The 19,440-nt window shown below is 69.8% G+C and carries 21 protein-coding genes and 2 pseudogenes; 12 read left to right on the top strand and 11 right to left on the bottom strand.

Going from position 1 to position 19,440, the window contains the following annotated elements:
* Positions 1-208 precede the first annotated feature (208 nt).
* Together QF030_RS17175 and QF030_RS17170 are read left to right on the top strand one after the other, a co-directional pair.
* A complete protein-coding gene (locus tag QF030_RS17175; RefSeq protein ID WP_307163557.1) occupies positions 209-1,531 on the top strand; it encodes a DUF445 domain-containing protein in 1,323 nt (440 codons plus the stop codon).
* Between the two features lie 65 nt (positions 1,532-1,596).
* Positions 1,597-3,126, top strand: a complete 1,530-nt coding sequence (locus QF030_RS17170; protein ID WP_307163556.1) for an MFS transporter — start codon at positions 1,597-1,599, stop codon at positions 3,124-3,126.
* 372 nt (positions 3,127-3,498) lie between these two features.
* Here the strand turns inward: QF030_RS17170 and QF030_RS17165 are convergent, their stop codons facing one another.
* Positions 3,499-3,948 carry a hypothetical protein gene (locus tag QF030_RS17165; protein WP_307163555.1) on the bottom strand — a complete coding sequence of 150 codons (450 nt, stop codon included), beginning with the start codon at positions 3,946-3,948 and terminating at the stop codon, positions 3,499-3,501.
* A gap of 289 nt (positions 3,949-4,237) precedes the next feature.
* On the opposite strand from QF030_RS17165, the gene QF030_RS17160 reads away from it, so the two are divergent.
* Positions 4,238-5,272 (top strand): GlxA family transcriptional regulator, encoded by a 1,035-nt coding sequence (locus QF030_RS17160; RefSeq protein WP_307163554.1) that lies wholly within the window; start codon positions 4,238-4,240, stop codon positions 5,270-5,272.
* A gap of 13 nt (positions 5,273-5,285) precedes the next feature.
* Here the strand turns inward: QF030_RS17160 and QF030_RS17155 are convergent, their stop codons facing one another.
* Entirely contained in the window at positions 5,286-5,588 is a 303-nt protein-coding gene (locus tag QF030_RS17155) for a hypothetical protein (RefSeq protein ID WP_307163553.1), read from the bottom strand.
* Positions 5,589-5,955: 367 nt separating this feature from the next.
* Here QF030_RS17155 and QF030_RS17150 point away from each other — a divergent pair.
* The 6 genes and pseudogenes from QF030_RS17150 to QF030_RS17130 all read left to right on the top strand — a co-directional run.
* A pseudogene (locus QF030_RS17150) lies at positions 5,956-6,783 on the top strand (NAD-binding protein); the annotation flags it as partial.
* Between the two features lie 133 nt (positions 6,784-6,916).
* Positions 6,917-7,273: a UDP binding domain-containing protein gene (locus QF030_RS40580; RefSeq protein ID WP_373428896.1), complete on the top strand. Its 357-nt coding sequence runs from the start codon at positions 6,917-6,919 to the stop codon at positions 7,271-7,273.
* A gap of 91 nt (positions 7,274-7,364) precedes the next feature.
* Complete coding sequence (locus QF030_RS17145) at positions 7,365-8,588, top strand: hypothetical protein (protein WP_307163551.1); 1,224 nt, start codon at positions 7,365-7,367, stop codon at positions 8,586-8,588.
* A 426-nt stretch (positions 8,589-9,014) separates the two neighbouring features.
* On the top strand, positions 9,015-9,851 hold the full coding sequence (locus QF030_RS17140; RefSeq protein ID WP_307163550.1) for an alpha/beta fold hydrolase: 837 nt from the start codon (positions 9,015-9,017) through the stop codon (positions 9,849-9,851).
* Positions 9,844-10,428, top strand: a complete 585-nt coding sequence (locus QF030_RS17135; protein WP_307163549.1) for a TetR/AcrR family transcriptional regulator — start codon at positions 9,844-9,846, stop codon at positions 10,426-10,428. The genes QF030_RS17140 and QF030_RS17135 overlap by 8 nt, the downstream gene beginning before the upstream one ends.
* A gap of 121 nt (positions 10,429-10,549) precedes the next feature.
* Positions 10,550-10,957: a hypothetical protein gene (locus QF030_RS17130; RefSeq protein WP_307163548.1), complete on the top strand. Its 408-nt coding sequence runs from the start codon at positions 10,550-10,552 to the stop codon at positions 10,955-10,957.
* A 12-nt stretch (positions 10,958-10,969) separates the two neighbouring features.
* On the opposite strand, the pseudogene QF030_RS17125 reads toward QF030_RS17130, so the two are convergent.
* The 6 genes and pseudogenes from QF030_RS17125 to QF030_RS17100 all read right to left on the bottom strand — a co-directional run.
* Positions 10,970-11,225 (bottom strand): annotated as a pseudogene (locus QF030_RS17125) (transposase); the annotation flags it as partial.
* Between the two features lie 64 nt (positions 11,226-11,289).
* Complete coding sequence (locus tag QF030_RS17120) at positions 11,290-12,432, bottom strand: CU044_5270 family protein (protein ID WP_307163547.1); 1,143 nt, start codon at positions 12,430-12,432, stop codon at positions 11,290-11,292.
* Positions 12,429-13,139, bottom strand: a complete 711-nt coding sequence (locus tag QF030_RS17115) for an RNA polymerase sigma factor (RefSeq protein WP_307167596.1) — start codon at positions 13,137-13,139, stop codon at positions 12,429-12,431. The genes QF030_RS17120 and QF030_RS17115 overlap by 4 nt, the downstream gene beginning before the upstream one ends.
* 159 nt (positions 13,140-13,298) lie before the next feature.
* Entirely contained in the window at positions 13,299-13,733 is a 435-nt protein-coding gene (locus QF030_RS17110) for a MarR family winged helix-turn-helix transcriptional regulator (protein WP_307163546.1), read from the bottom strand.
* Positions 13,733-14,149: an SRPBCC family protein gene (locus QF030_RS17105; protein WP_307163545.1), complete on the bottom strand. Its 417-nt coding sequence runs from the start codon at positions 14,147-14,149 to the stop codon at positions 13,733-13,735. The genes QF030_RS17110 and QF030_RS17105 overlap by 1 nt, the downstream gene beginning before the upstream one ends.
* A gap of 187 nt (positions 14,150-14,336) precedes the next feature.
* On the bottom strand, positions 14,337-15,086 hold the full coding sequence (locus QF030_RS17100; RefSeq protein ID WP_307163544.1) for an SDR family NAD(P)-dependent oxidoreductase: 750 nt from the start codon (positions 15,084-15,086) through the stop codon (positions 14,337-14,339).
* 101 nt (positions 15,087-15,187) lie between these two features.
* Between QF030_RS17100 and QF030_RS17095 the strand changes: the two genes are divergently transcribed.
* Both QF030_RS17095 and QF030_RS17090 read left to right on the top strand, forming a co-directional pair.
* Positions 15,188-16,051 (top strand): helix-turn-helix transcriptional regulator, encoded by an 864-nt coding sequence (locus tag QF030_RS17095; RefSeq protein ID WP_307163543.1) that lies wholly within the window; start codon positions 15,188-15,190, stop codon positions 16,049-16,051.
* 71 nt (positions 16,052-16,122) lie between these two features.
* On the top strand, positions 16,123-16,527 hold the full coding sequence (locus tag QF030_RS17090) for a nuclear transport factor 2 family protein (RefSeq protein ID WP_307163542.1): 405 nt from the start codon (positions 16,123-16,125) through the stop codon (positions 16,525-16,527).
* A 104-nt stretch (positions 16,528-16,631) separates the two neighbouring features.
* Here QF030_RS17090 and QF030_RS17085 read toward each other — a convergent pair whose 3' ends face one another.
* Entirely contained in the window at positions 16,632-16,829 is a 198-nt protein-coding gene (locus QF030_RS17085) for a DUF397 domain-containing protein (RefSeq protein ID WP_307163541.1), read from the bottom strand.
* Positions 16,830-17,675, bottom strand: coding sequence for a helix-turn-helix domain-containing protein (locus tag QF030_RS17080; protein WP_307163540.1), 846 nt, complete (start codon positions 17,673-17,675; stop codon positions 16,830-16,832).
* A gap of 218 nt (positions 17,676-17,893) precedes the next feature.
* On the opposite strand from QF030_RS17080, the gene QF030_RS17075 reads away from it, so the two are divergent.
* The gene (locus QF030_RS17075) at positions 17,894-18,526 is read left to right on the top strand and encodes an ATP-binding protein (RefSeq protein ID WP_307163539.1); all 633 of its coding nucleotides are present in this window, start codon (positions 17,894-17,896) and stop codon (positions 18,524-18,526) included.
* Here the strand turns inward: QF030_RS17075 and QF030_RS17070 are convergent.
* Positions 18,523-19,272 carry an HNH endonuclease gene (locus tag QF030_RS17070; protein ID WP_307163538.1) on the bottom strand — a complete coding sequence of 250 codons (750 nt, stop codon included), beginning with the start codon at positions 19,270-19,272 and terminating at the stop codon, positions 18,523-18,525. The two genes, QF030_RS17075 and QF030_RS17070, sit on opposite strands and share 4 nt — an antisense overlap.
* Positions 19,273-19,440: the final 168 nt, after the last annotated feature.

Below are 19,440 nucleotides of genomic sequence, written 5' to 3'. Positions count from 1 at the left end.
ACGGCTCCGGGTCATGCAGGGATGTGTCGATGCAGTGATGCGTCCATGCAGGCGTGCGTCGGTGCAGTCATGCGTGCGCGCAGGAGTTCACCGTTGAGCTCCCCACCGAAGGAGACGCCGGGAACTCTTGTTCCGTTCCAGGAGTCGGTCAAGCAGGGACAATATCTGCGTGCGGGACATGGGTGGGACGGGGCGTCGACCGGAACGGATGGAACGGATGGATCGTACGGAAGCGGAACAGCCCGTCGGCACCAGGGCGGTGCGCACGATGACCGTCTTCAGCGCCGCCGACGAGGAGAAACAGCGCGGTGTGCGCCGGATGAAGCTCACCGCGGCCGGGCTGCTGCTGTTCGTGGCCGTGGTGTACGTCCTCGCCGAATGGGCCTCCCACCGGGGCGCGGGCCCCTGGGCGGGCTATGTGGCGGCTGCCGCCGAGGCGGGCATGGTCGGTGCGCTCGCCGACTGGTTCGCGGTCACGGCGCTGTTCCGTCACCCACTCGGTCTGCCCATCCCGCACACCGCGATCATCCCGAACAAGAAGGACCAACTGGGTGTCTCGCTGGGCGAGTTCGTCGGGGAGAACTTTCTCTCCGAGGACGTCGTACGGCAGCGGCTGCGCGTGGTCGGCATCGGCACCCGGCTGGGCGCCTGGCTGGCCGAGCCGGAGCACGCCGACCGGGTGACGGCCGAGCTGGCGACGGCGCTGCGGGGCGCGCTCACGGTGCTGCGCGACTCGGACGTGCAGGCGGTGGTGGGGGAGGCGATCACGCGTCGCGCGGACGCGCAGGAGATCGCCCCGGGCATCGGGAAGATGCTGGAGAAGGTCGTCGCGGACGGCGGTCACCGGCGGGCCGTGGACCTGGTGGTGACCCGGGCGTACGACTGGCTGGTGCTGCACGGCGACTCGGTGATGGGCGCGGTGGAGGGCGGGGCGCCCGGCTGGACCCCCCGGTTCGTCGACAAGCGGATCGGTGAACGCGTCTACAAGGAGCTGCTGCGGTTCTGCGCGGAGATGCGGGACATGCCGTCCCACCCGGCCCGGGGCGCTCTCGACCGGTTCCTCACCGACTTCGCCTCCGACCTCCAGTCCGACACGGACACCCGGGCGCGCGTGGAGCGGCTCAAGGGTGAGGTGCTGGGCCGGGGCGAGGTCCAGGACCTGATCGCCTCCGCCTGGACCGCCGTCCGTTCCATGATCGTCGCGGCTGCGGAGGACGAGCGCAGTGAGCTGCGGCTGCGGGTGCGGGCCTCGCTGCTGTCCCTGGGCGCCCGGATGGCCACCGAGCGCAAGGTCCAGGAGAAGGTGGAGAGCTGGGTCGAGGGCGCGGCGGTGCACGTGGTGACGACGTACCGGAAGGAGATCACCTCCCTGATCACCGACACGGTCGCGGGCTGGGACGCGGAGCACACGACCCGCAAGATCGAGGCCAACATCGGCCGTGACCTCCAGTTCATCCGGATCAACGGCACGGTGGTGGGTTCGCTGGCCGGGGTGCTGATCTACACGGTGGCGCGCGCGCTCGGGGCGTGAACCGGCCGGTCGCGGGAACCCGATCCGCGTGCCGCCCGATGGGGAGCGTGCCGAGGAGGGAGCCCATGACCAGCGCAGAAGCAGCCGTGCCGGCCGAGACGGACCGCACGATCACCACCGACATCCCCGCCCGCCTCGACCGGCTGCCCTGGTCGCGCTGGCACTGGACCATCGTCTTCGGGCTCGGCACCGTATGGATCCTGGACGGCCTGGAGGTCACGGTCGTCGGGAACATCGCGAGCCGGTTGTCCGAGCCGGGAAGCGGCCTGCCGATCACCTCCGGCCAGGTCACCGGTATCGCGGCCGCGCTGTATGTGGCGGGCGCCTGTGTCGGCGCCCTCTTCTGGGGGCGGCTGACCGACAAGTGGGGCCGCAAGAAGCTGTTCATGATCACCCTCGCGGTGTATCTGGCGGCCACCGCCCTGACCGCGATCTCCTTCGACACCTGGTGGTTCCTGCTCTTCCGCTTCCTCACCGGCTTCGGCATCGGCGGTGAGTACGCGGCCATCAACTCCGCGATCGACGAACTCATCCCCGCGCAGTACCGGGGCCGCGTCGACCTGATCATCAACGGCAGCTTCTGGCTGGGCGCGGTCGCCGGTTCGCTGCTGTCGATCGTCGCCCTGAACACGGAGATCTTCGCGGCGGACGTCGGCTGGCGGCTGACGTTCGCGCTGGGCGCCGTCCTCGCCCTGGTCATCCTGCTCGTACGGCGGCACGTCCCGGAGAGCCCGCGGTGGCTGCTGATCCACGGCCGGGACCGGGAGGCCGAGGAGATCGTCACCTCGATCGAACAGCAGATCGAGCAGGAGCGGGGGGAGCGGCTGCCCCGGGCCGAGAGCGAGCTCACCATCCACCAGCGCCGCAGCGTCTCCTTCGTCGAGATCGCCCGCACGGTGTTCTCCTCCTACCGGCGCCGCGCGGTCCTCGGCTTCTCCCTCTTCATCGGGCAGGCCTTCCTCTACAACGCGATCACCTTCGGCTTCGGCGCGATCCTGACCAAGTTCTTCGACGTGCCGAGCGGCAACACCGGCTACTACTTCGCCGTCATCGCCATCGGCAACTTCTGCGGTCCGCTGCTGCTGGGCAAGCTGTTCGACACGGTGGGCCGACGGGTGATGATCTCCTCGACGTATCTGCTCTCGGGTCTGCTGCTGTTCGGTACCGCCTGGCTGTTCGACCAGGGGTCGCTGACCGCGACGACGATGACGGCCTGCTGGTGCGTGGTGCTGTTCTTCGCGTCGGCGGGCGCGTCGAGCGCCTATCTGACGGTGTCCGAGATCTTCCCGATGGAGACCCGCGCGATGTCCATCGCCTTCTTCTACGCCCTCGGCACCGCAGCCGGCGGCATCAGCGGCCCGTTGCTGTTCGCCGAACTCACCGACACGGGCAAGGTCGGCGACACGGTCCTCGCCTTCTGCATCGGCGCGGGCCTGATGTGCGCGGCGGGCCTGGTGGCGGTGTTCCTGGCGGTCAAGGCCGAGCGACGCTCCCTGGAGGACATCGCCCAGCCGCTGACGGCGGCGGCGAAGGAAACCGAGGCGACGACGCCGGGCGGTCCGACGCCGAGCGCGCCGCGGAAGGCCACCGCCTGACGGGACGGGACGGGACGCGGCAGCCGCACCGGGGGTGCACCCGACTCCGGCTGCTCGGCCCCCTGCTCGGCCCTCCGGCTACACGGTCCCTACTCGGTCCGGCCCCTGGCCGCCCTCGTCGGCGCGGCAACAGCAGACCGCCGACCAGGGCGGTGAGTCCGGTGGTCGCGGTCCACGCGGCGAGGTCGGTGGATCCGGTGGAAGCGAGGCCGCCGCTCTTCGCGGCGGCCTCCGCCCCGGCCGGGTCCGCCGCGAGGGACGGCGTCGCCGATCCACCCGACGCACCGGCACCGGAGGTGGACGCGGACAGTGGCGAGGGCGGCGACCAGGGTCAGGAGCAGGCCCCGTCGTGGGCCCGGCCCAGGATGAGGATCAGGCTCCCGTCGTCGACCCCGGCCGGACGATCATCAGGATCGTCACGGTCGCCCACAGCAGATTGAACAGGCCGGTGAACATGGCGAGTCGAACCGTGGTCTCCCGTACCCCCGCGCCCTCGACGAGCATCTCCTGCCGGGGCAGCACGAGGACCAGCAGCACACCCGCGGCCAGCACGGTCAGCACGATCGACGCGATCAGCCAGGGGTCACCCATGACCCCCATCGCACCGGCCGTGGCGAACCCGAAGACCGGGACGGCGAGGCCGACGGCCGCGTACACCTGGCAGATGCGGTGCAGCAGCCGCACGGTCTCGCTCGCGCGGGCGTCGTCGGGCGCGGCCAGGGCGCGGCGCGCGGCGGGCGGGAACATGCTGGCGGCGACGGTGACGGGCCCGATCGCGACGATCGCGACGAGGACGTGCACGGCGAGGAGGAACTTGGTCACGCCCCGACGCTAGGCGGCGCCGGCCACCCGCAGAAGCGGCGGAAATGCCAGAGGCCGACGGATTCTCGCCAGCGCCGCGGAGCTGGTGCCGCCGGTAACCAGGGCCCGGGCAGCGACCTTGCCAGCCCGGGCCGAGGGCCGGGGCAGCGACCCGGTGGCCAGGAGGGGCCCGAGATCGGCGGAGGCCGGTGACGCGGGCGGCCGGTGCCCCAGGTGGCCGGTGACCCGGGGGTCGGTGGCCCGGGGGAGCCGGGGTGGCCGTAATCCGTCGTATGCCTACCCTCTTGCCATGCATACCGTCGCCGTACTGGTCCTGGACGGGGTCGTCCCGTTCGATCTGTCCGCCCCGATCGACGCCTTCGGCTGGCCGCGGCTGCCCGACGGGCGTCCGGCGTACCGGGTCAGGGTCTGCTCGCCGGCCCCCTCCGGGGAGGTGAGCGCGGGGGCGTTCACCGTGCGCGCGCCGTACGGGCTCGAGGCACTGGCCGAGGCGGACACGATCATCCTGCCCGGGGTGGCGAACCCGCCGGACGAGCTGCCGATCGGCGTCGCGGAGGCACTGCGGGACGCGGCGGCGGGCGGTACCCGGATCGCCTCGGTCTGCGTCGGCGCGTTCCTGTTCGCCGCGACGGGCCTGCTGGACGGACTGCGCGCGACGACGCACTGGATCGCGGCGCGCGAGCTGGCCGAGCGCTACCCGAAGTTGACGGTCGACCCGAACGTCCTCTACGTCGACAACGGCCAGTTCCTCACGTCGGCGGGCGCGGCCGCGGCCCTCGACATGTGCCTGCACATGATCCGCTCCGACTACGGCTCGGCGGTCGCCGCACAGGCGGCCCGGATGTCGGTCATGCCGCTCGAACGGGAGGGCGGTCAGGCCCAGTTCATCGTCCACGACCTGCCGCCCGCGCCCGCCGGGGCGGCTCTCGAACCCGTGCTGGCCTGGCTGGAGGACAACTGCGGCCGGGAGGTGACGCTGGAGCAGATCGCCGGACGGGCCGGCATGAGCACCCGCACCCTCAACCGCCGCTTCCGCGAGCAGACCGGCACGACACCGCTGCGCTGGCTGCACCGGGCCCGGGTGCGGCGCGCGCAGTACCTGCTGGAGTCGACGGCGTACCCGGTGGAACGCATCGCCGCCCAGGCGGGCTTCGGCTCCCCGACGGCCTTCCGTGAACGCTTCCGCAAGGTGGTCGGCACCAGCCCCCAGGGATACCGGCGGGCGTTCCGGTCGGGGGAGGGAGCAGGGGAGACGGGACAGGCGGACCGGCGGGGGCCAGGGAACCAGGTGCGTGGCGCCGGGGCCGGCGACCAGGCCTCCTGAGAGCGGCCTCCGCTCAGGCGTGCCGGTCGGCGACGGCCCACGACGCGAGCGCGACCGCGCCCGCCACGCCGAACACCGACGGCCAGGCGCCCACCTTCTTCGCCAGCGGATGCGACCCGGCGAAGGCGGCGACGTACGCGACGCTCAGCGCCCCGGCCGCCTTCCCGCCCGCCTGCCGCCGCCACTGCTGCGCGGCCGCGGCCCCCGCGACGGCGAGAACGGCCCCGCCCAGCGGTCGCTTCCGCGTCCACCGCGCCACGCCGTACCCACCGACCAGCCCGCCCGCGGCGATCACCGCACTGGGAACCCGCACCATGTCTGCCCGCCTTCTCTCTCTGCCCGCTCGTACACCCCGTCTGCCGTGAGGCTAACGCTCGCCCGGGCCGACGGGTGAACCTGAACCACAGCCGGTCGAGTTGCCCGGCATCCCGGTACCCCGGTATCCCAGGCTCCCTCGCCCGCACCTTCCTTGGCCCGTGACTCGTAGCCGAGGCCCCGCACGGCGCTCGATCGCCCGGTACGGGACGGACAGGCTCCGCTGACATACTCCCGGCTGCGGCGGGCATAGCCCTCTGTGCCGCATCGGCGGGGACAGACGTCCGCATGGACAGGTCCCGTACCTGGGAGCGTGGACGGAAGACCGTACGGCGGACCGCGTGCAGGCATCTGGGGGAGGAGCTCGCATGACCACGACTGACGACGGGGAGCTGTGCATCTGGGGGCTCGGGCTGATCGGCTACTCACTGGCCGGTGCTCTTGCCAGGGCGGGGCGGCCCTGCGTCGTGATAGACGTCGACCCCGAGCGGGTTGCCAGACTCAACCGCGGCGAACTGCCCTTCCACCACCTGCCGCACCTGCCGGACGACTTCGGCACCGAGGTACTCCGGGGAACCCTGCGCGCCACCACGGATGTGACCGACGCGCTCCAGTCCGGCCATGCCGTGCACATCCTGTGCGTGCCCACCGAGGCCAACGGCGTCATCGACGCTTCCGCACTGCGCGATGTTGTCATGCGCCTGGCGGAGGGGGCACTCGCCCGGCCGCTTCACCTGATCATCGAGTCGACCATCGCTCCCGTCTGGCTCGACTCAGTGGTGCACAGAGTGCTGGGCGACGCTGGATGGCGGCGGGGTCTCGACTACCACGTGGGGGTCTCCCCTCGCCGTGACTGGTTGACGAACCGGGAGCGCGACATGGCCTCCACGCCAAAGGTCATCGGCGGTGAGAGCCCCGAGATCGTTGCGCTGATGCGGCGTCTGTACACGGCGGTCTGTGATGAGGTGTTCGAGGCGCGGGACGCCCGGCACGCCGCCATGGTCAAGGTGGTCGAGAACTACTTCCGGTACCGCGACATCTTGTTGGCCTGCGAACTCAGCCTGGCGCTGCCGGACTTCGACGTGGCCGACATCCTGCGCCTCGCGTCGACGAAGTGGAACATGGATCTCTACCATCCTTCGTTCGGCATCGGCGGCTATTGCGTTCCCCTCGCCAAGGACTACCTGGGCACGGAGCCGCGTGCCCAGGGTGCCGTGGCCGACTTCGAGCGCGTGGAGAAGGACCTGTTCTCCGCTCTCCGTCAGACGGTGTGGGCAGCACGGGCCGGTCGGCCGTGCTGCGGTACTGGGCATCGCATACGCCTCGGACATGAAGATCCACACTCGGTCTCCGTCGCTCCAGCTGATTCAGGACATGCAGGAGCGGGGCGTGGAGGTGTACGCACACGACCCGCTTTACTCCCCATCCGAAATTCAGGGAATCACCGGCGCTCGCCCCCTGCGCTTTCCGGAGGGACTGCGGCGGTGCGACACCGTGATCCTCATGACGGGGCACACGCTCTACCAGACCGTGGACGACGCCACACTGCGGACGAACCTGGTCGATGCGGTACGGATATTCGACAACAACGGCACTTGGCTGCAACGGCAGTTCAGCGACGGCACCCGCTACCTTGAAGTGGGTGGCCGGCACTTCCAGCCGTGGCAGGGAAATCCCGGAGACTGACAGCGTCCGTCGCCCGTGCTTATGGACGGATCGGCAGCGACGCCCCCTCCGGCCGCCCGGATTCTGCTTTCCATGGATGGGAGTCGAACCGATGCAGTTGACCAGCAGTCGTGCCTTGCGTGCGCACATGCCGTACCTGCTCCGCATCATCCTGGGACGGTTCGGGCGACTGTCGGCGCTGCACGGCAGCCTGCTCGGCATAGGAGTCCTCGGGGTCCTCATCAGTGTCGTGGGTTTCGAGGACGGCTCTCTGGTTCCGCTACTGCTGGGACTGGGCGGCATCCTTGCGTCCCTGATCGGAATTCTCACTCAGATCGTCGAAGACTGGCAGCGTGTGTCACGGATCTACCGCGACAGCCGCATCAGCCCGTTCGACGCCGCGTACGCCGCGCCGTACGACGGCTGGAGCCGCCTCCACTTCAACGAGTTCTCCTCGGTGCACAGTGAGGACGTGGACGCCCGCCTGCGCAGTGACCCGGACATCCCACTCCAGATCGAGCCGGGCTTGTGGGACGTGCCCGCCGAGTGCGAGGGAGTGCGCCGGCTTGTCCGCGTCCTGCTCGACTTCGACGATGACAAGATCCGGCTGGCTGACGATCTGCTTCCCGACACGGACCGGGTCCGAGTGCAGAAGACCCAGTACTCGGCGCACGTGGTCACCAACCTGCTCGGGGAGGTGATGTTGCGCGAACAGCGGCGGCGCCGGGAGCTGGTCTCCAGCGAAGCGGTGCTTCTGCGCAACGGCACGATCCCGCGACTGCGTTACAGCAGTTGCTCCAACCATCTCGGCGTCGATGTGGTGGCCGTGACCACCAGCGGTCGTGTCGTGCTGACTCTCCAGGGCGACAAGAACGACACGAACCAGGGCATGCTGGCCGCCTCGGGCAGCGGTTCCATGGACTGGAAGGATCTGCGGCGCTGTCCCGACCTGCTGCGGTTGGTCAAGAGCACGATGCTGCGCGAGATGTCCGAGGAGCTCGGGCTGCGCAGCCGGGACGCGATCGGCCTCGGTGATGTCCGGGTTTTGCGGTACGTCCGTGTGACCAACTGGGGAGGCAAACCGCAATTCTGCGGCGTAGCGCGCCTCGGCGAGGTGAACGAGGAAGTGCGGGGGATCGAGCGCCGCTACCACCGCGATCACTTCAGCATCGACTTCGACCCCGAGGGCACTGCCGGTGATTTCGCGACGACAGTGCGCGGCTATGTAGAGGATCACGCCAAGCGCATTTCGTTTCCCCTGTACGAGACCCTCGATGTGCTCTGCACCTGGCTGGAGCGGGACGCGGACGCCTGGTCCTGGCTGATGACCAGATGACCGAATGGTTCGTTGAAGTCAACAAGGGGAGAATGCCAGGATCTGACGGCGCATCAGGATGCCTTCGCCTGGCTGTGGCCTACTGATCACGGCGGTGGGTGAGCCTCTGCCCATTTACGATCCACGGCTTCCGGTGGCCGCCCGGCCGGGCCCTCTGATCCTTCCGGTCCTGGCCGAGGGCGCACGGGCCCGCTGGGTACCGGGGAGGCGCGGTCCCGAACCGGCATCACCGGGATGACGACGACGCGGAGGACCCGGCCGGGCTGCGCGTCGGCGTGTTTCCCTACCGCTCCGCCCCGGACTGAGCCGGACCTCCCCCTCGCCCTCACCTGGCGCCCGGCCGAGTTGACACTCTTGGCTATGGGTATTAGCTTATTGCTAGTCGCATTAGCTTGTAGCTATTGCACTTAACGAGCAGGGGATGTCATGGCTGAGTTCGTCTCCGTCCCGGGCGGCACCATCGCCTACGAGGCCGCTGGAGAAGGCCCGCTGGTCGTCCTGGCCCACGGCATGGGGGACAGCAGCACGGCGTACAGGTTCGTCGTGCCGCGTCTGGTGGCGGCGGGGTATCGCGTGGTCGCGGTCGACCTGCGGGGCTGTGGCAGGTCGAGCGCGCAATGGCCTTCCTACTCGCGCACCGACATCGCGGGCGATCTGCTCGCGGTGATCCGCCACGTCGACAGCGGTCCGGCCGTCCTGGTCGGCCACTCGATCTCAGGCGGCGCCGCCACCATCGCGGCCGCCCAGGATCCCGGCCTGGTCAGGGGCGTCATCGAGCTGGGCCCCTTCACACGTGCGCAGTCGATAAAACTCGGCGACTTCCGCTCGAAGAGCTACCGCAAGGGTGCCTTCCGGCTGCTCGGCGCCAGCCTCTTCGGCAGCGTGGGACTGTGGTCCCGCTATCTCGACCACGCCTACCCGGGCCGCAAGCCCGCCGACTGGACCGACCGGCTGGCCGGCATCGAGGCGATGTTGGGCGAACCCGGCCGGATGCGGGCGATGCAGAAGATGGGGCAGTCGGCGCCGACCGACGCCGGCGCCCAGTTGGGCAACGTACGGTGCCCTGCCCTGATCGTGCAGGGCTCGCTCGACCCCGACTGGGTCGATCCGCGCGCCGAGGGCGAGGCGATCGTGGCTGCGATGCCGGCCGGTGTCGCAGAGCTCGCGGTGATCGAGGGTGCCGGGCACTACCCGCACGACCAGTACCCCGAGGAGACGGTGTCCCTGATGCTGGCCTTCCTGGAAGCACGCGTCCGTGCCTAGGGCGGGCCTCGACACGAGCACCGTCGTCGCGGCGGGAGCGGCGCTCGCCGACGAGGTCGGTCTGGCGGGCCTGACCATGGGGCTGCTGGCCGACAGGCTCGGCGTACGGCCGCCGTCCCTGTACAAGCACGTCGGCTCCCTGCACGAACTGCGGCACGGCATCTCCGTCCAGGCCAAGCGCGAGTTCGCCCATCAGCTGGCCCGGGAGTCCGTCGGCCGTTCCGGCCCGGACGCGGTCCGGGCGTTCGCCGACAGTTACCGCCGCTGGGCCCTGGAGCATCCCGGCCGCTACGCCGCCAGCGTCCCCGTTCCGGTGGCCGGTGACGAGGAGGACCGCCGCGTCAGCGAAGAGGCGTTGCAGGTCCTGCTCGACGTCCTCGCCGGTTTCGGCCTGCCCGACGGGCGCGTAGTCGACTCCGCACGGGCGATGCGATCAGCACTTCACGGGTTCGTCACCCTAGAGGGCGCCGGCGGCTTCGGGATGCCGCGCGACGTCACGCGGAGTTTCCACTTCCTCATCGACACCCTGATCGCCGGATTCCAGGCCGATCTCCCTGACCACGGCTCCGAAGGATGACATGGCCGCCACCGATCCCTCCCCGTCCACCCCGCAGCCACCTGTGAACGGGAAGACACTGGCCGAGCCGTTGTCCGGGGTGCCCTTTGCCGATCGAGGTCAGGAGACCGCTGTAAGCACCGTGAGGACCAGGACGCGACAGCCGGGGCACGACTACGTCCGAGGCGGCACGCGCGTCGCCGGCGAGGTGACCGCTTGGGTGTGCACCCCCTGGGCCCTGTGGCCGCACTCCATCCCGCTGGCGATCGGCGCCGTCCTGCTGCTGATCGGGCTGCCTGCCGTCTTCAGCACCCCGGGCGACCGGCCCGGCGGAGACGCGCCCGTTGCGGTGCCGGGCATCGTCACCATCTTGCTGGTCGTGCTCCATCTGGTCGCGGCGGCAGCGTCCGCGTGGGCGCTGTGGGGGACGTGGATCGCCGCAACGGTGACTGTCCTGTGTCTGGTCGTTCCGTTCACCGAACTACCGCGCTGGCGAGTCCTGTTGAGCACGACCCGCGGTCATGGTGAACGCCCGGCGCGCCGGTTGTGACCAGGGAGACCTGGCCCCGGTCCAGTCCCGGAGCCGGCGCCAGGCCGTCACCCCTGAGCAGCCCACCGTTTGGCCGGTTCATCACGCCACGAGACTCCGGTCCGGAGTACGTACATGATCCCGGCGAGTGCCGTGCGGTCGGGAACGCGCAGCCGCCCGGGGCGGCGACGGCGCGGCCGCCCGGGGCAGCGACGGCGCCGCTCAGGAGCAGGTGGCAGCAGCGGAGCCGCGCGCCCCCCAGGTCATCCGGAACAAGATCAGCACGCACCCGGCGACCCCGCTCACGAAGATCACCGGGCACATGACCCACAACTCACCTCATTCTGAAACGATCAGTAACTCCGCCCGGCCCTGCGCCGTTCGTCCGGCACCTGGCCACGCTTGTCGACGACGGCCCGCTCCAGAACGGCGGAGGTGCCGAGGACGGCCCCGGCCTTGCCCCGCGCGGTGTCCCGGCTGAAGACGGTTCGTTGGCCGAGGTAGTCGAGGGTGGTCCGGTTGAAGATCCACTCGGTACGGGTCCCGTGCTTCGTGTCCTCCCGAGCGATGGCGATACCGTGCCGCCCGGCGGCGTCCACGGCGTCGTCCAGTTCGGTCACGCCGGGAATCAGCGCCGTGGCCTTGTAGACCGCGGCGGCCGTGGCGGACGGCATGATCTGCTCACCGATGAGATCACCGATCCGGTCGAAGACGGCCTGGTCCTTGTCGTCCCCCTTCTCGACGGAGGTCATGGAGTAGAGCAGCTCCAGCAACGCGTCAGGCGCGGTGGGCAGCGAGGCGAGCCATGCGTAAGTGGGCCGGTCGACGCCGGACGGCACCCCGGAGTCCTTCGGGTCCGTACCGTCCGGCACCCCGACCTCGATCGGCCAGTCCTGCCCGTCCTCACGGATCAGCCCCACGTCGACGACGGGCCCCGTCCGCTGCGAGAACCACACCTGCCGCTCATGCGGCTTCCCGAGTACGACGGGCCCCTCGAAGACGCCCTCGTTGCCGGCCACCGTGCTCCGTACGTACACGAACTGGCTGTCGGACACCGGCGCGACGTCGCCGCGCAGGGCGACAGCGGCGATACGGTCGAGCGTCACGACGGCACCGCGGCTGCCTCCGTCGGCGCTCGCACCGGGCGCGGCCGTCGCGCCGCCCTTCCCCTGTTCCCCGGGGGCGAGCCCGAAGGTGAGCCCGGCGGCCAACGCGACGGCGACACACGCGGTGAGCAGAACCGGCCGAGAGAACCCGAAGCGCCTGGCGGAAGCAGCGGCAGTGGCAGCATCGCGGACACCTCCGGCGTCACGTGCGTCATGTGCGTCACCTGCGTCACGGCTGTCTCGATCAATGAGCTGCATCAGAACGTCCTTGTGGTGGGAGTGACGCCCAGAAGGCAGCGGCTGCTCGGCGGGAGGAGCGGGCAACAGCCGAGCCAGCTCCTCCCGCTCCCCCTGCTGCTGACGCTCGGATCCGGCCGGAGTGGCGTTCATCGGGCTTCCTCCTGAATGGGCAGGACCGCGAACGCGGCCTCACTCTCTACCTCTCCGCGACGCGATCGGGGTTCCGTACCTCGTCCCGTACGCCGCTCGGTACGTAGCTCCGTACGCCGCTCGGCACCCCCGGACTGCCGCGCTTCCCGCTCGACGATCTCCCGGAGCCGCCCACGAGCCCGCGACAACCGGGACCGTACGGTCCCCACCGGCACGCCGAGCGCCTCGGCGGCCTGCGCGTAGTCGAGCCCGCCCCACACGCACAACGCGATGACCTCCCGCTCGTGCCTCCTGAGCCGCCCCAGGACCCGCCGCACCTCGGCGAGCCGACGGGCGTCGTCGACCCGTCCGGCGACCTCTTCGGCGAAGTCCCCGACGACCTCCTCGGTCCCGGCCCCTGCCCCGCCCCCCGGCCCCGCCCCGGCCTCGGCCCGCCGGGCGAGGAAGGCGAGCCGCCGCCGCAGACTCCGGTCGGCGTTACGCGCCTTGTTGGTGGCGATCCCGAACAACCAGGGCCGCAGCGACCCCCCTTCGGCGTGCACGTCGGCCCGCCCCCGCCAAGCGGCGAGGAACGTCTCCGACATGACCTCCTCGGCGACCGACCAGTCACCGGTCAGCCGCAGGGCATGGTTGTACACGGCCGCCGCGTACAACTCGTACAACTCCCCGAAGGCGGCGCGTTCCCCGCCCCGAACCCGCGCCCGCAGGCGCCCCTCGTCGTCACCGTCACCGTCATGGTTGGCACTCACACATGTACCTCTCCGGGGCCGCACGGAGAGTTCCCGTGGCGTGGCTCACACCCGCCGCCGCGCGGACAGCCCGCGTGCCCGCTCTGCCCGTGCAGGTGTTCGGCACCGGCGCGAGTTTCAGGACGGGGGATGAGGATGCGCCAGGCGGCCGAGCAGGGCTACCGCGTCGTCGACGGGCACCGGCTGGAAGAACAACGCGTCCGCGCGCTCGACCGCGGTCATCGCGCGGGGGGCCAGTTCGGCCCCGGCGTCGGTGACACGCAGTCGCTTGGCGCGGGTGTCGGCCGGGTCGACCTCACGCTCGACGAGCCCCTTGCCCTCCAGGGCGCGAAGTACCTGGGAGGTCATCTTGACGTCGATACCGGCCTGGCGGGCCAGGGTCAGCTGGTTGGGCTGCTCGCCCTGGGAGTTGAACCACCACGCACAGGCGAGCAGCACGAACTGCACATGGGTGAGACCGAGAGGGGCCAGGACCGCGGCGATGTCGCGCTGCCAGCGGAGTGTGGCGTGCCACAGCAGGAATCCGGGGCTCTCACCGGGGCTGAGCGGCATCAGCGCAGCGCCAGCTCGACCAGCGAGGCCATGGTGTCGGGCCAGTCGGCGGTGATGGCCGGGCCGATCTGCGGGCCCGCCTCGTCGGCGCCCGCGCCGGTGATCTCCATCCGGTACACCACCCGGGTCCGCTCGTGGCCGATCCGGTCGACCCGGTGGGTGGTGCGCAGCAGCAGATCGCCGAAGCGGGCCTCGTCGACGAACAGTTCGCCTTCGACCGCCTCGGCGATGCGCAGCACGATCGGCTCGTCCCCGGGAGGTGTCATCGTGATCCGACTGCCCGCCGCGAACGGCCCACTGATCTCGATCTTCTCGATCTCGGCGTTCCAGGCGCCCCAGCGCTCGACGTCGGCCCACAGCCGCCAGATCGCCTCAGGCGTGGCCTCGGTCTCGACGTCATGCTCGTATTCCCACATGCGGGGTCTCCTCGATCAGATGATGTGCCCATAGATTATCTCTGCGCAGACTATCTGTCGAGAGGGGGCCGCGACACAGATCTCACCGTGCGGCGCGACGACCTTTCGCCCGTGCCGCCGAAACAGCGCGAGTCCCGGCCGCCCGTGCCACCGCAACCGCCCCAGCCCCAGCCTCAGCCGAACGCGCCTACCAGGGCAGTGTCCCCGCCGCGTCGAGATACCCGCCGGTCGGACCGTCGGGGCCCACCTGCGCCATCCGGACGATGATCTCGGCACCCTTCTCGACGCTCTGCACGCCGGTGTTCCCGTTGAGGTCGGTCCTGGTGAAGCCGGGCTCCACCGCGTTGATCCGCATGGCCGGGAACGCCTTCGCGTACTGCACGGTGATCATGTTGACCGCGGTCTTCGAGGCCGGGTACGAGACGCCCGGATAGCCGTACGCCGGCGTGCTCGCGTCGGTGACGCCGCTCAGGGAGGCGAGCCCGCTGCTCACATTGACGATGACGGGAGCGGGGGAGCGTCGCAGCAACGGCAGGAACGCGTGGGTGACCCGCACCACGCCGAAGACGTTCGTCTCGAAGACCTGGCGCATGTGCTCGGCGGTGACCTCCGCGGCGCCGACGATGCCGTTGTCGGCACCCCGGCTCTCGATGCCCGCGTTGTTGATCAGCACGTCCAGGCCGCCGTCGGCCTCGATGGTCTTGGCCGCGGCCTCGACGGAGCCGTCGTCGGTGACGTCCAGCCGGACCCATCGGGCGCCCAGCCGTTCGGCGGCCAGCCGCCCGCGCTCGGCGTCGCGGCTGCCGACCCAGACGTTGTGCCCCGCTTCGACGAGCCGTCGAGCGGTCTCGAACCCGAGCCCCTTGTTGCCCCCGGTGATCAGTGTCGTGGTCGTGGTCGTGGTGGTGGTCGAATCCGTACCCGTGGTCGTTGTCATGCCTCCAGGCTGCGACCGAGGGCGGGGAGCAGCCAGGAGCCCCGTCTTCCTGGGACTGCCGGTACCAGGAAGACCCGGGCGGCGCGGTGCACAGTGGAGACATGGCGAGCAGGGACTTCGGACGTACGGTACGACGGTGGCGGGACCGGGTCTCCCCGGAGGCGGCGGGACTGCCCTCGGGCGGCCACCGGCGCGCCCCGGGACTGCGCCGCGAGGAACTGGCGATGCTGGCGGGCATCTCGGTCGACTACGTCACCCGCCTCGAACAGGGCCGGGCCGAGAACCCGTCGGAGCAGGTCGTCGAGGCCCTCGGACGGGCGCTGCGCGTCTCCCCGGCCGAGCGCGAGCACCTCTTCCACACCGCCGGCCTCGTACCGCCCGGCCGGGGCACGGTACCGGCGTACATCGCGCCGAGCGTCCACCGGATGCTGGACCGCCTGACGGCCGCACCGGTGGCGGTCTCGGACGCGTCCTGGACGCTCCTCCTCACCAACCCGCTCTACACGGCCCTCATGGGCGAACGCCACGGCCGTGAGCGCAACGGCGCCTGGCGCGCGTTCCTCGGTGCGAGCGACCGCGTCCGCCACACACCGGAGTCCCGGCGGGCGCTGGAGGCCGCGGTGACCACCGACCTGCGCACAGCGGCGGGCCGCTACCCGGCGGACCAGCGCCTACGTCGGCTCATCGCGGAACTCCGGGCGAACAGCGCCCGCTTCGCCTCACTCTGGGACTCCGGAACCGTCGGCCAGTACGAGGCTTCCCGCAAGACGATCGACCACCCCCAGGTGGGCCCCCTCACCCTGGACTGCGACGTCCTCGCCGTCGCCGGCAGCGACCTCCGCATCATGATCTACACCGCCGAACCGGGCACGGAGGACGCGGAACGCCTGGAACTCCTGGCGGTACTGGGACCCCAGCCGCTCGCCGACGACCCCTCGCCCGGGACTCTGGCGCCGCGTCGATGACCGGGGGCCGGGAGGAACGCCAACTCGTCCAGCAGGACGCTGAACGTCGGACCCCCGTAGGGTCGGCACACATGACAGCAGAGTCACCGACGCAGACTGTGCAACGTTTGTTCCCGCTGCTGGCCGAGGGGAAGAGCGCGGAGGCGGCGGCGCTGTTCGCCGACTCGGTGTGGTTCTCCATCCCGCACCCGCCGGGCATTCCGTGGGTACCGGAGGTCGACTCGGCGGACGGCATGCGGACGTTCTTCGAACTCCTCCAGTCCCATGTGCGGGCCAAGGAGTTCGCCCTCCGTCAGATCGTCGCCGAGGGCGACGACGTGGTGCTCATCGGGCGCATGGTCTCCGAGGTCAAGAAGACGGGCCGGGACATCGACACCGCGTTCGCCCTGCACGCCACGGTCCAGGACGGCCGGATCACCCGCTACCACCTCTACGAGGACACCTACGCCGTGGCCCAGGCCTACTTCGACGAGTGATCGTCCGTCGGCCCCGCTCGGCCCGAGAAGTCGCCAAGCCGTTTCGTGGCGGGCGGGACGACGCGATGGCGTGGAATCAGCCCACGCCGCGGCTCGCCGCATACTCACCGCACCGAGGCCTCCACAAACCTCGACCAAGGCTCGGCCGACACCGGGATGAGAGGGCCACTCGGCGACTTGGAATCCCGGACCAGCACACCTGCCGGCACGAAGGCCGCCTCCACGCACTCGGTCGTGTTGCCGCCACTGTGCGACGACTTGAACCAGACGGGCTCGGAGTCGGGCTGAGGTCCGGCTGACATTCACAACTCCCTGCGGGCGCGGTGGATCATGGCGGAGGAGGCCTCCATGTCCAACGCTTGTGCTTGGAGGTACTCGAACGCAAGTCTGTATCGCTCCAGTTCCTCTTCCTTCTCCAGGAAGAGGGAGCCGGTGTGGAAGTCGACGTACACCACATCCAGCGCCGGCTCGGGGCCGCCGATGATGACGAAGCTGCCCAGGGCGGCGGCGTGGGCGCCCTGGGCGAACGGCAGCACTTGGAGCGTGATGTGAGGCGACTCGTTCGCTTCGAGCAGGCGGTCGAGTTGCTCCCGCATGATCTGCGGAGACCCGACCACACGGCGGATCACGGACTCGTCCAGGATCGCCCAGAGGCGAAGCGGCTTCGCGCGGGTGAGGATTTCCTGCCGCTTCATACGGATGTCGACGAGGCGCTCGATCTCCTCGGGCGCCAGAGGGACCTCGTTGGCTCTCTGCAGCGCGGTGCTGTAAGTGCGCGTCTGCAGCAGGCCGGGGACATAGACACACGAGAAGTGGCTCTCGCGCACGGCCTCGTCCTCAAGGGTGAGCAGCAGGTTCATGCTCTCCGGAATGGAGTCGGCGAACGAGCTCCACCAACCCTGCTGTTTGGCATCCTTGGCGATGTTGACCACGGCCCTGCGCTCGGTGTCAGTCGCCCCGTACTCGCGGCACAACGCGTCGACGACCAGCCATTTGACGGGCCCGGCCTGGGTCTCGTACCGGCTGACCGTCGCCTTGGACACCCCGACGAGCCGCCCGGCCTCCTCCAAAGTCATCCCCCTGCGGGCGCGCAACTTGCGCATCATCGCGCCCAGTTGACGGCGGCGGGTTGTGGTCCGTTCGGACATGAGGCTCCTTCGCCATGGGCCGGGCGGCGAGCCCGGAGATCCCCATCAGGCTAGGCAGCCGGAAGCCGGGCTCGCCGACAGATTCACTCGATGGATTCTCATGAGAAGTTACACAGTGAGACTTCTCCGTGCCATGCTCGTTACCCAGATCGCTACGCAGTGCAGCCGTACGAGCACGGAGCGCGCAGCACGTGCGTGGCTTGGAGGGAGGAGTGGCCATGCCTGGCTACGAAGTCACCGAACCCCGACTCCGCTGTGTCCTGCCGTTCGAGGCGGCGCCGGCGGAAGTGCGCCTACTGAGGAGAGCTGCCGCCAGGCAGTTGAGTCAGTGGGGCGCGTCCGTCGCCGTCGACGAAGCAGAGCTGCTCATCACCGAGCTGGCGACCAACGTCGTCAAGCATGTCGGCGAAGGGGCCTCAGCGACCCTCATCCTTGAATGGAGGGGGGAGAGGCTCCGACTCGAAGTCCACGACAAGAGCGAGATTCTGCCCTCGTCGAAGACGGCCGGACAGGACGACGTGTGCGGTCGCGGCCTGCACCTCCTGGCATCGCTGGCAGTCGACTGGGGCGTAGTGCTGACGGCGGCGGGCAAGGCGGTCTGGTGTGAGATCTCGGCTGGTCCAGGTTCCGCCTGCCAGCGCATCGAGCGGGCGCTTGCGGTGCTTGACAGCTACCAAGACGTCGGGCGGGGCAGCGCCCTGCATAGGGGGTTGTACGACGAGGGTCTAGCGGAATCAGCAGTCGCGCTGATCGCGGATCTGCTCCACTGGTCCGCCGCTCGCGGACATGACCCGGATGACATCCTCGACCGCGCGCAAATGCACTATGAAGCCGAAGCGGATGCGGCCTAGTGGCGGCCTTCCGGCGCGGACTTGCGCATCCGCTCCCGAAGATCGGCGGGTGTACGCCAAGATTCACCGGGGCGGCACCTGTGGCACATGCGATGGCAGTTGGCGCAGACGCAAGCGAGGTCGTCGAGGCTGGTCTCCCGTGTCCCGGAGATGTGAAGGGGAGTGAGATGGTGCACTTCGATGTACCCCTCGCCCAGTTCCCCGTAGACGCTGGCGAAGTCGAACTCGCACACCTCACACCGCAGCGAGCCGCCGCGGTCGCGCACCTGCTTGATCTTCTGAGCGCGGAGCTTCGGGTTCCGCTCCCGAGCGAGTGCCCGGCGGACGAGGAGACGCCCCTCGATGGCGCTGACGCCTGTCTCGTCGATCTCATCGGGCTGCGGGGGGATGCGGTGAAGCTCACCGGACCCGATGCCGTCTTCGATGGCTCGGGCGGCTTGGAGCATCTCGGCCTCACGTTCTGTGAAGGCTTCGATCATGAGCAGAGTCGGCTTGCCGCACCGGGTGGCATTACCGGTGTAGAGGCTGTGATTGGTCATGAAGTCGGTGGTCTTACGGCTGACGCTGTCGGGAGACCGGAAGTTCGGCAGGGCGAGCGCTTCGGACTCATGGATGGGCAGCGAGCGGAGCAGCTCCGAGAGCTCCTGTACCTCCACGTGGTGGGCCCGCAGCTCGCGCCAGCCGTTCCTCACGACCAGTGCTCCGGCGAGCAGGAGCTCGTCCTCAGTCCACGAAGGTATCCGCATGAGCCATATCGTATGAGTGTTCGGTGTGGCGGAGGGTGCGTTCAGTGATCCGCGGAGCGTACGGCACACTTGGTGACGTCTCGTTGTCAGTGGGGTCTGTCACCCTCAGCGATGGTGGATTGCAAAATGTGTCTGCCGCTGCACGGCTGTAAGGAGGGGGCATGACCC

This window comes from Streptomyces rishiriensis (assembly GCF_030815485.1).
GTDB lineage: Bacteria > Actinomycetota > Actinomycetes > Streptomycetales > Streptomycetaceae > Streptomyces > Streptomyces rishiriensis_A.
This window is presented reverse-complemented; position numbering and strand designations above follow the sequence as displayed.

Coding starts and splice junctions, on each gene's coding strand:
- QF030_RS17175 (WP_307163557.1), top strand. CDS start 209: ATGGAACGGATGGATCGTACGGAAGCGGAACAGCCCGTCGGCACCAGG.
- QF030_RS17170 (WP_307163556.1), top strand. CDS start 1,597: ATGACCAGCGCAGAAGCAGCCGTGCCGGCCGAGACGGACCGCACGATC.
- QF030_RS17160 (WP_307163554.1), top strand. CDS start 4,238: ATGCATACCGTCGCCGTACTGGTCCTGGACGGGGTCGTCCCGTTCGAT.
- QF030_RS17155 (WP_307163553.1), bottom strand. CDS start 5,588: ATGGTGCGGGTTCCCAGTGCGGTGATCGCCGCGGGCGGGCTGGTCGGT.
- QF030_RS40580 (WP_373428896.1), top strand. CDS start 6,917: ATGAAGATCCACACTCGGTCTCCGTCGCTCCAGCTGATTCAGGACATG.
- QF030_RS17145 (WP_307163551.1), top strand. CDS start 7,365: ATGCAGTTGACCAGCAGTCGTGCCTTGCGTGCGCACATGCCGTACCTG.
- QF030_RS17140 (WP_307163550.1), top strand. CDS start 9,015: ATGGCTGAGTTCGTCTCCGTCCCGGGCGGCACCATCGCCTACGAGGCC.
- QF030_RS17120 (WP_307163547.1), bottom strand. CDS start 12,432: ATGAACGCCACTCCGGCCGGATCCGAGCGTCAGCAGCAGGGGGAGCGG.
- QF030_RS17110 (WP_307163546.1), bottom strand. CDS start 13,733: ATGCCGCTCAGCCCCGGTGAGAGCCCCGGATTCCTGCTGTGGCACGCC.
- QF030_RS17105 (WP_307163545.1), bottom strand. CDS start 14,149: ATGTGGGAATACGAGCATGACGTCGAGACCGAGGCCACGCCTGAGGCG.
- QF030_RS17100 (WP_307163544.1), bottom strand. CDS start 15,086: ATGACAACGACCACGGGTACGGATTCGACCACCACCACGACCACGACC.
- QF030_RS17095 (WP_307163543.1), top strand. CDS start 15,188: ATGGCGAGCAGGGACTTCGGACGTACGGTACGACGGTGGCGGGACCGG.
- QF030_RS17090 (WP_307163542.1), top strand. CDS start 16,123: ATGACAGCAGAGTCACCGACGCAGACTGTGCAACGTTTGTTCCCGCTG.
- QF030_RS17085 (WP_307163541.1), bottom strand. CDS start 16,829: ATGTCAGCCGGACCTCAGCCCGACTCCGAGCCCGTCTGGTTCAAGTCG.
- QF030_RS17080 (WP_307163540.1), bottom strand. CDS start 17,675: ATGTCCGAACGGACCACAACCCGCCGCCGTCAACTGGGCGCGATGATG.
- QF030_RS17075 (WP_307163539.1), top strand. CDS start 17,894: ATGCCTGGCTACGAAGTCACCGAACCCCGACTCCGCTGTGTCCTGCCG.
- QF030_RS17070 (WP_307163538.1), bottom strand. CDS start 19,272: ATGCGGATACCTTCGTGGACTGAGGACGAGCTCCTGCTCGCCGGAGCA.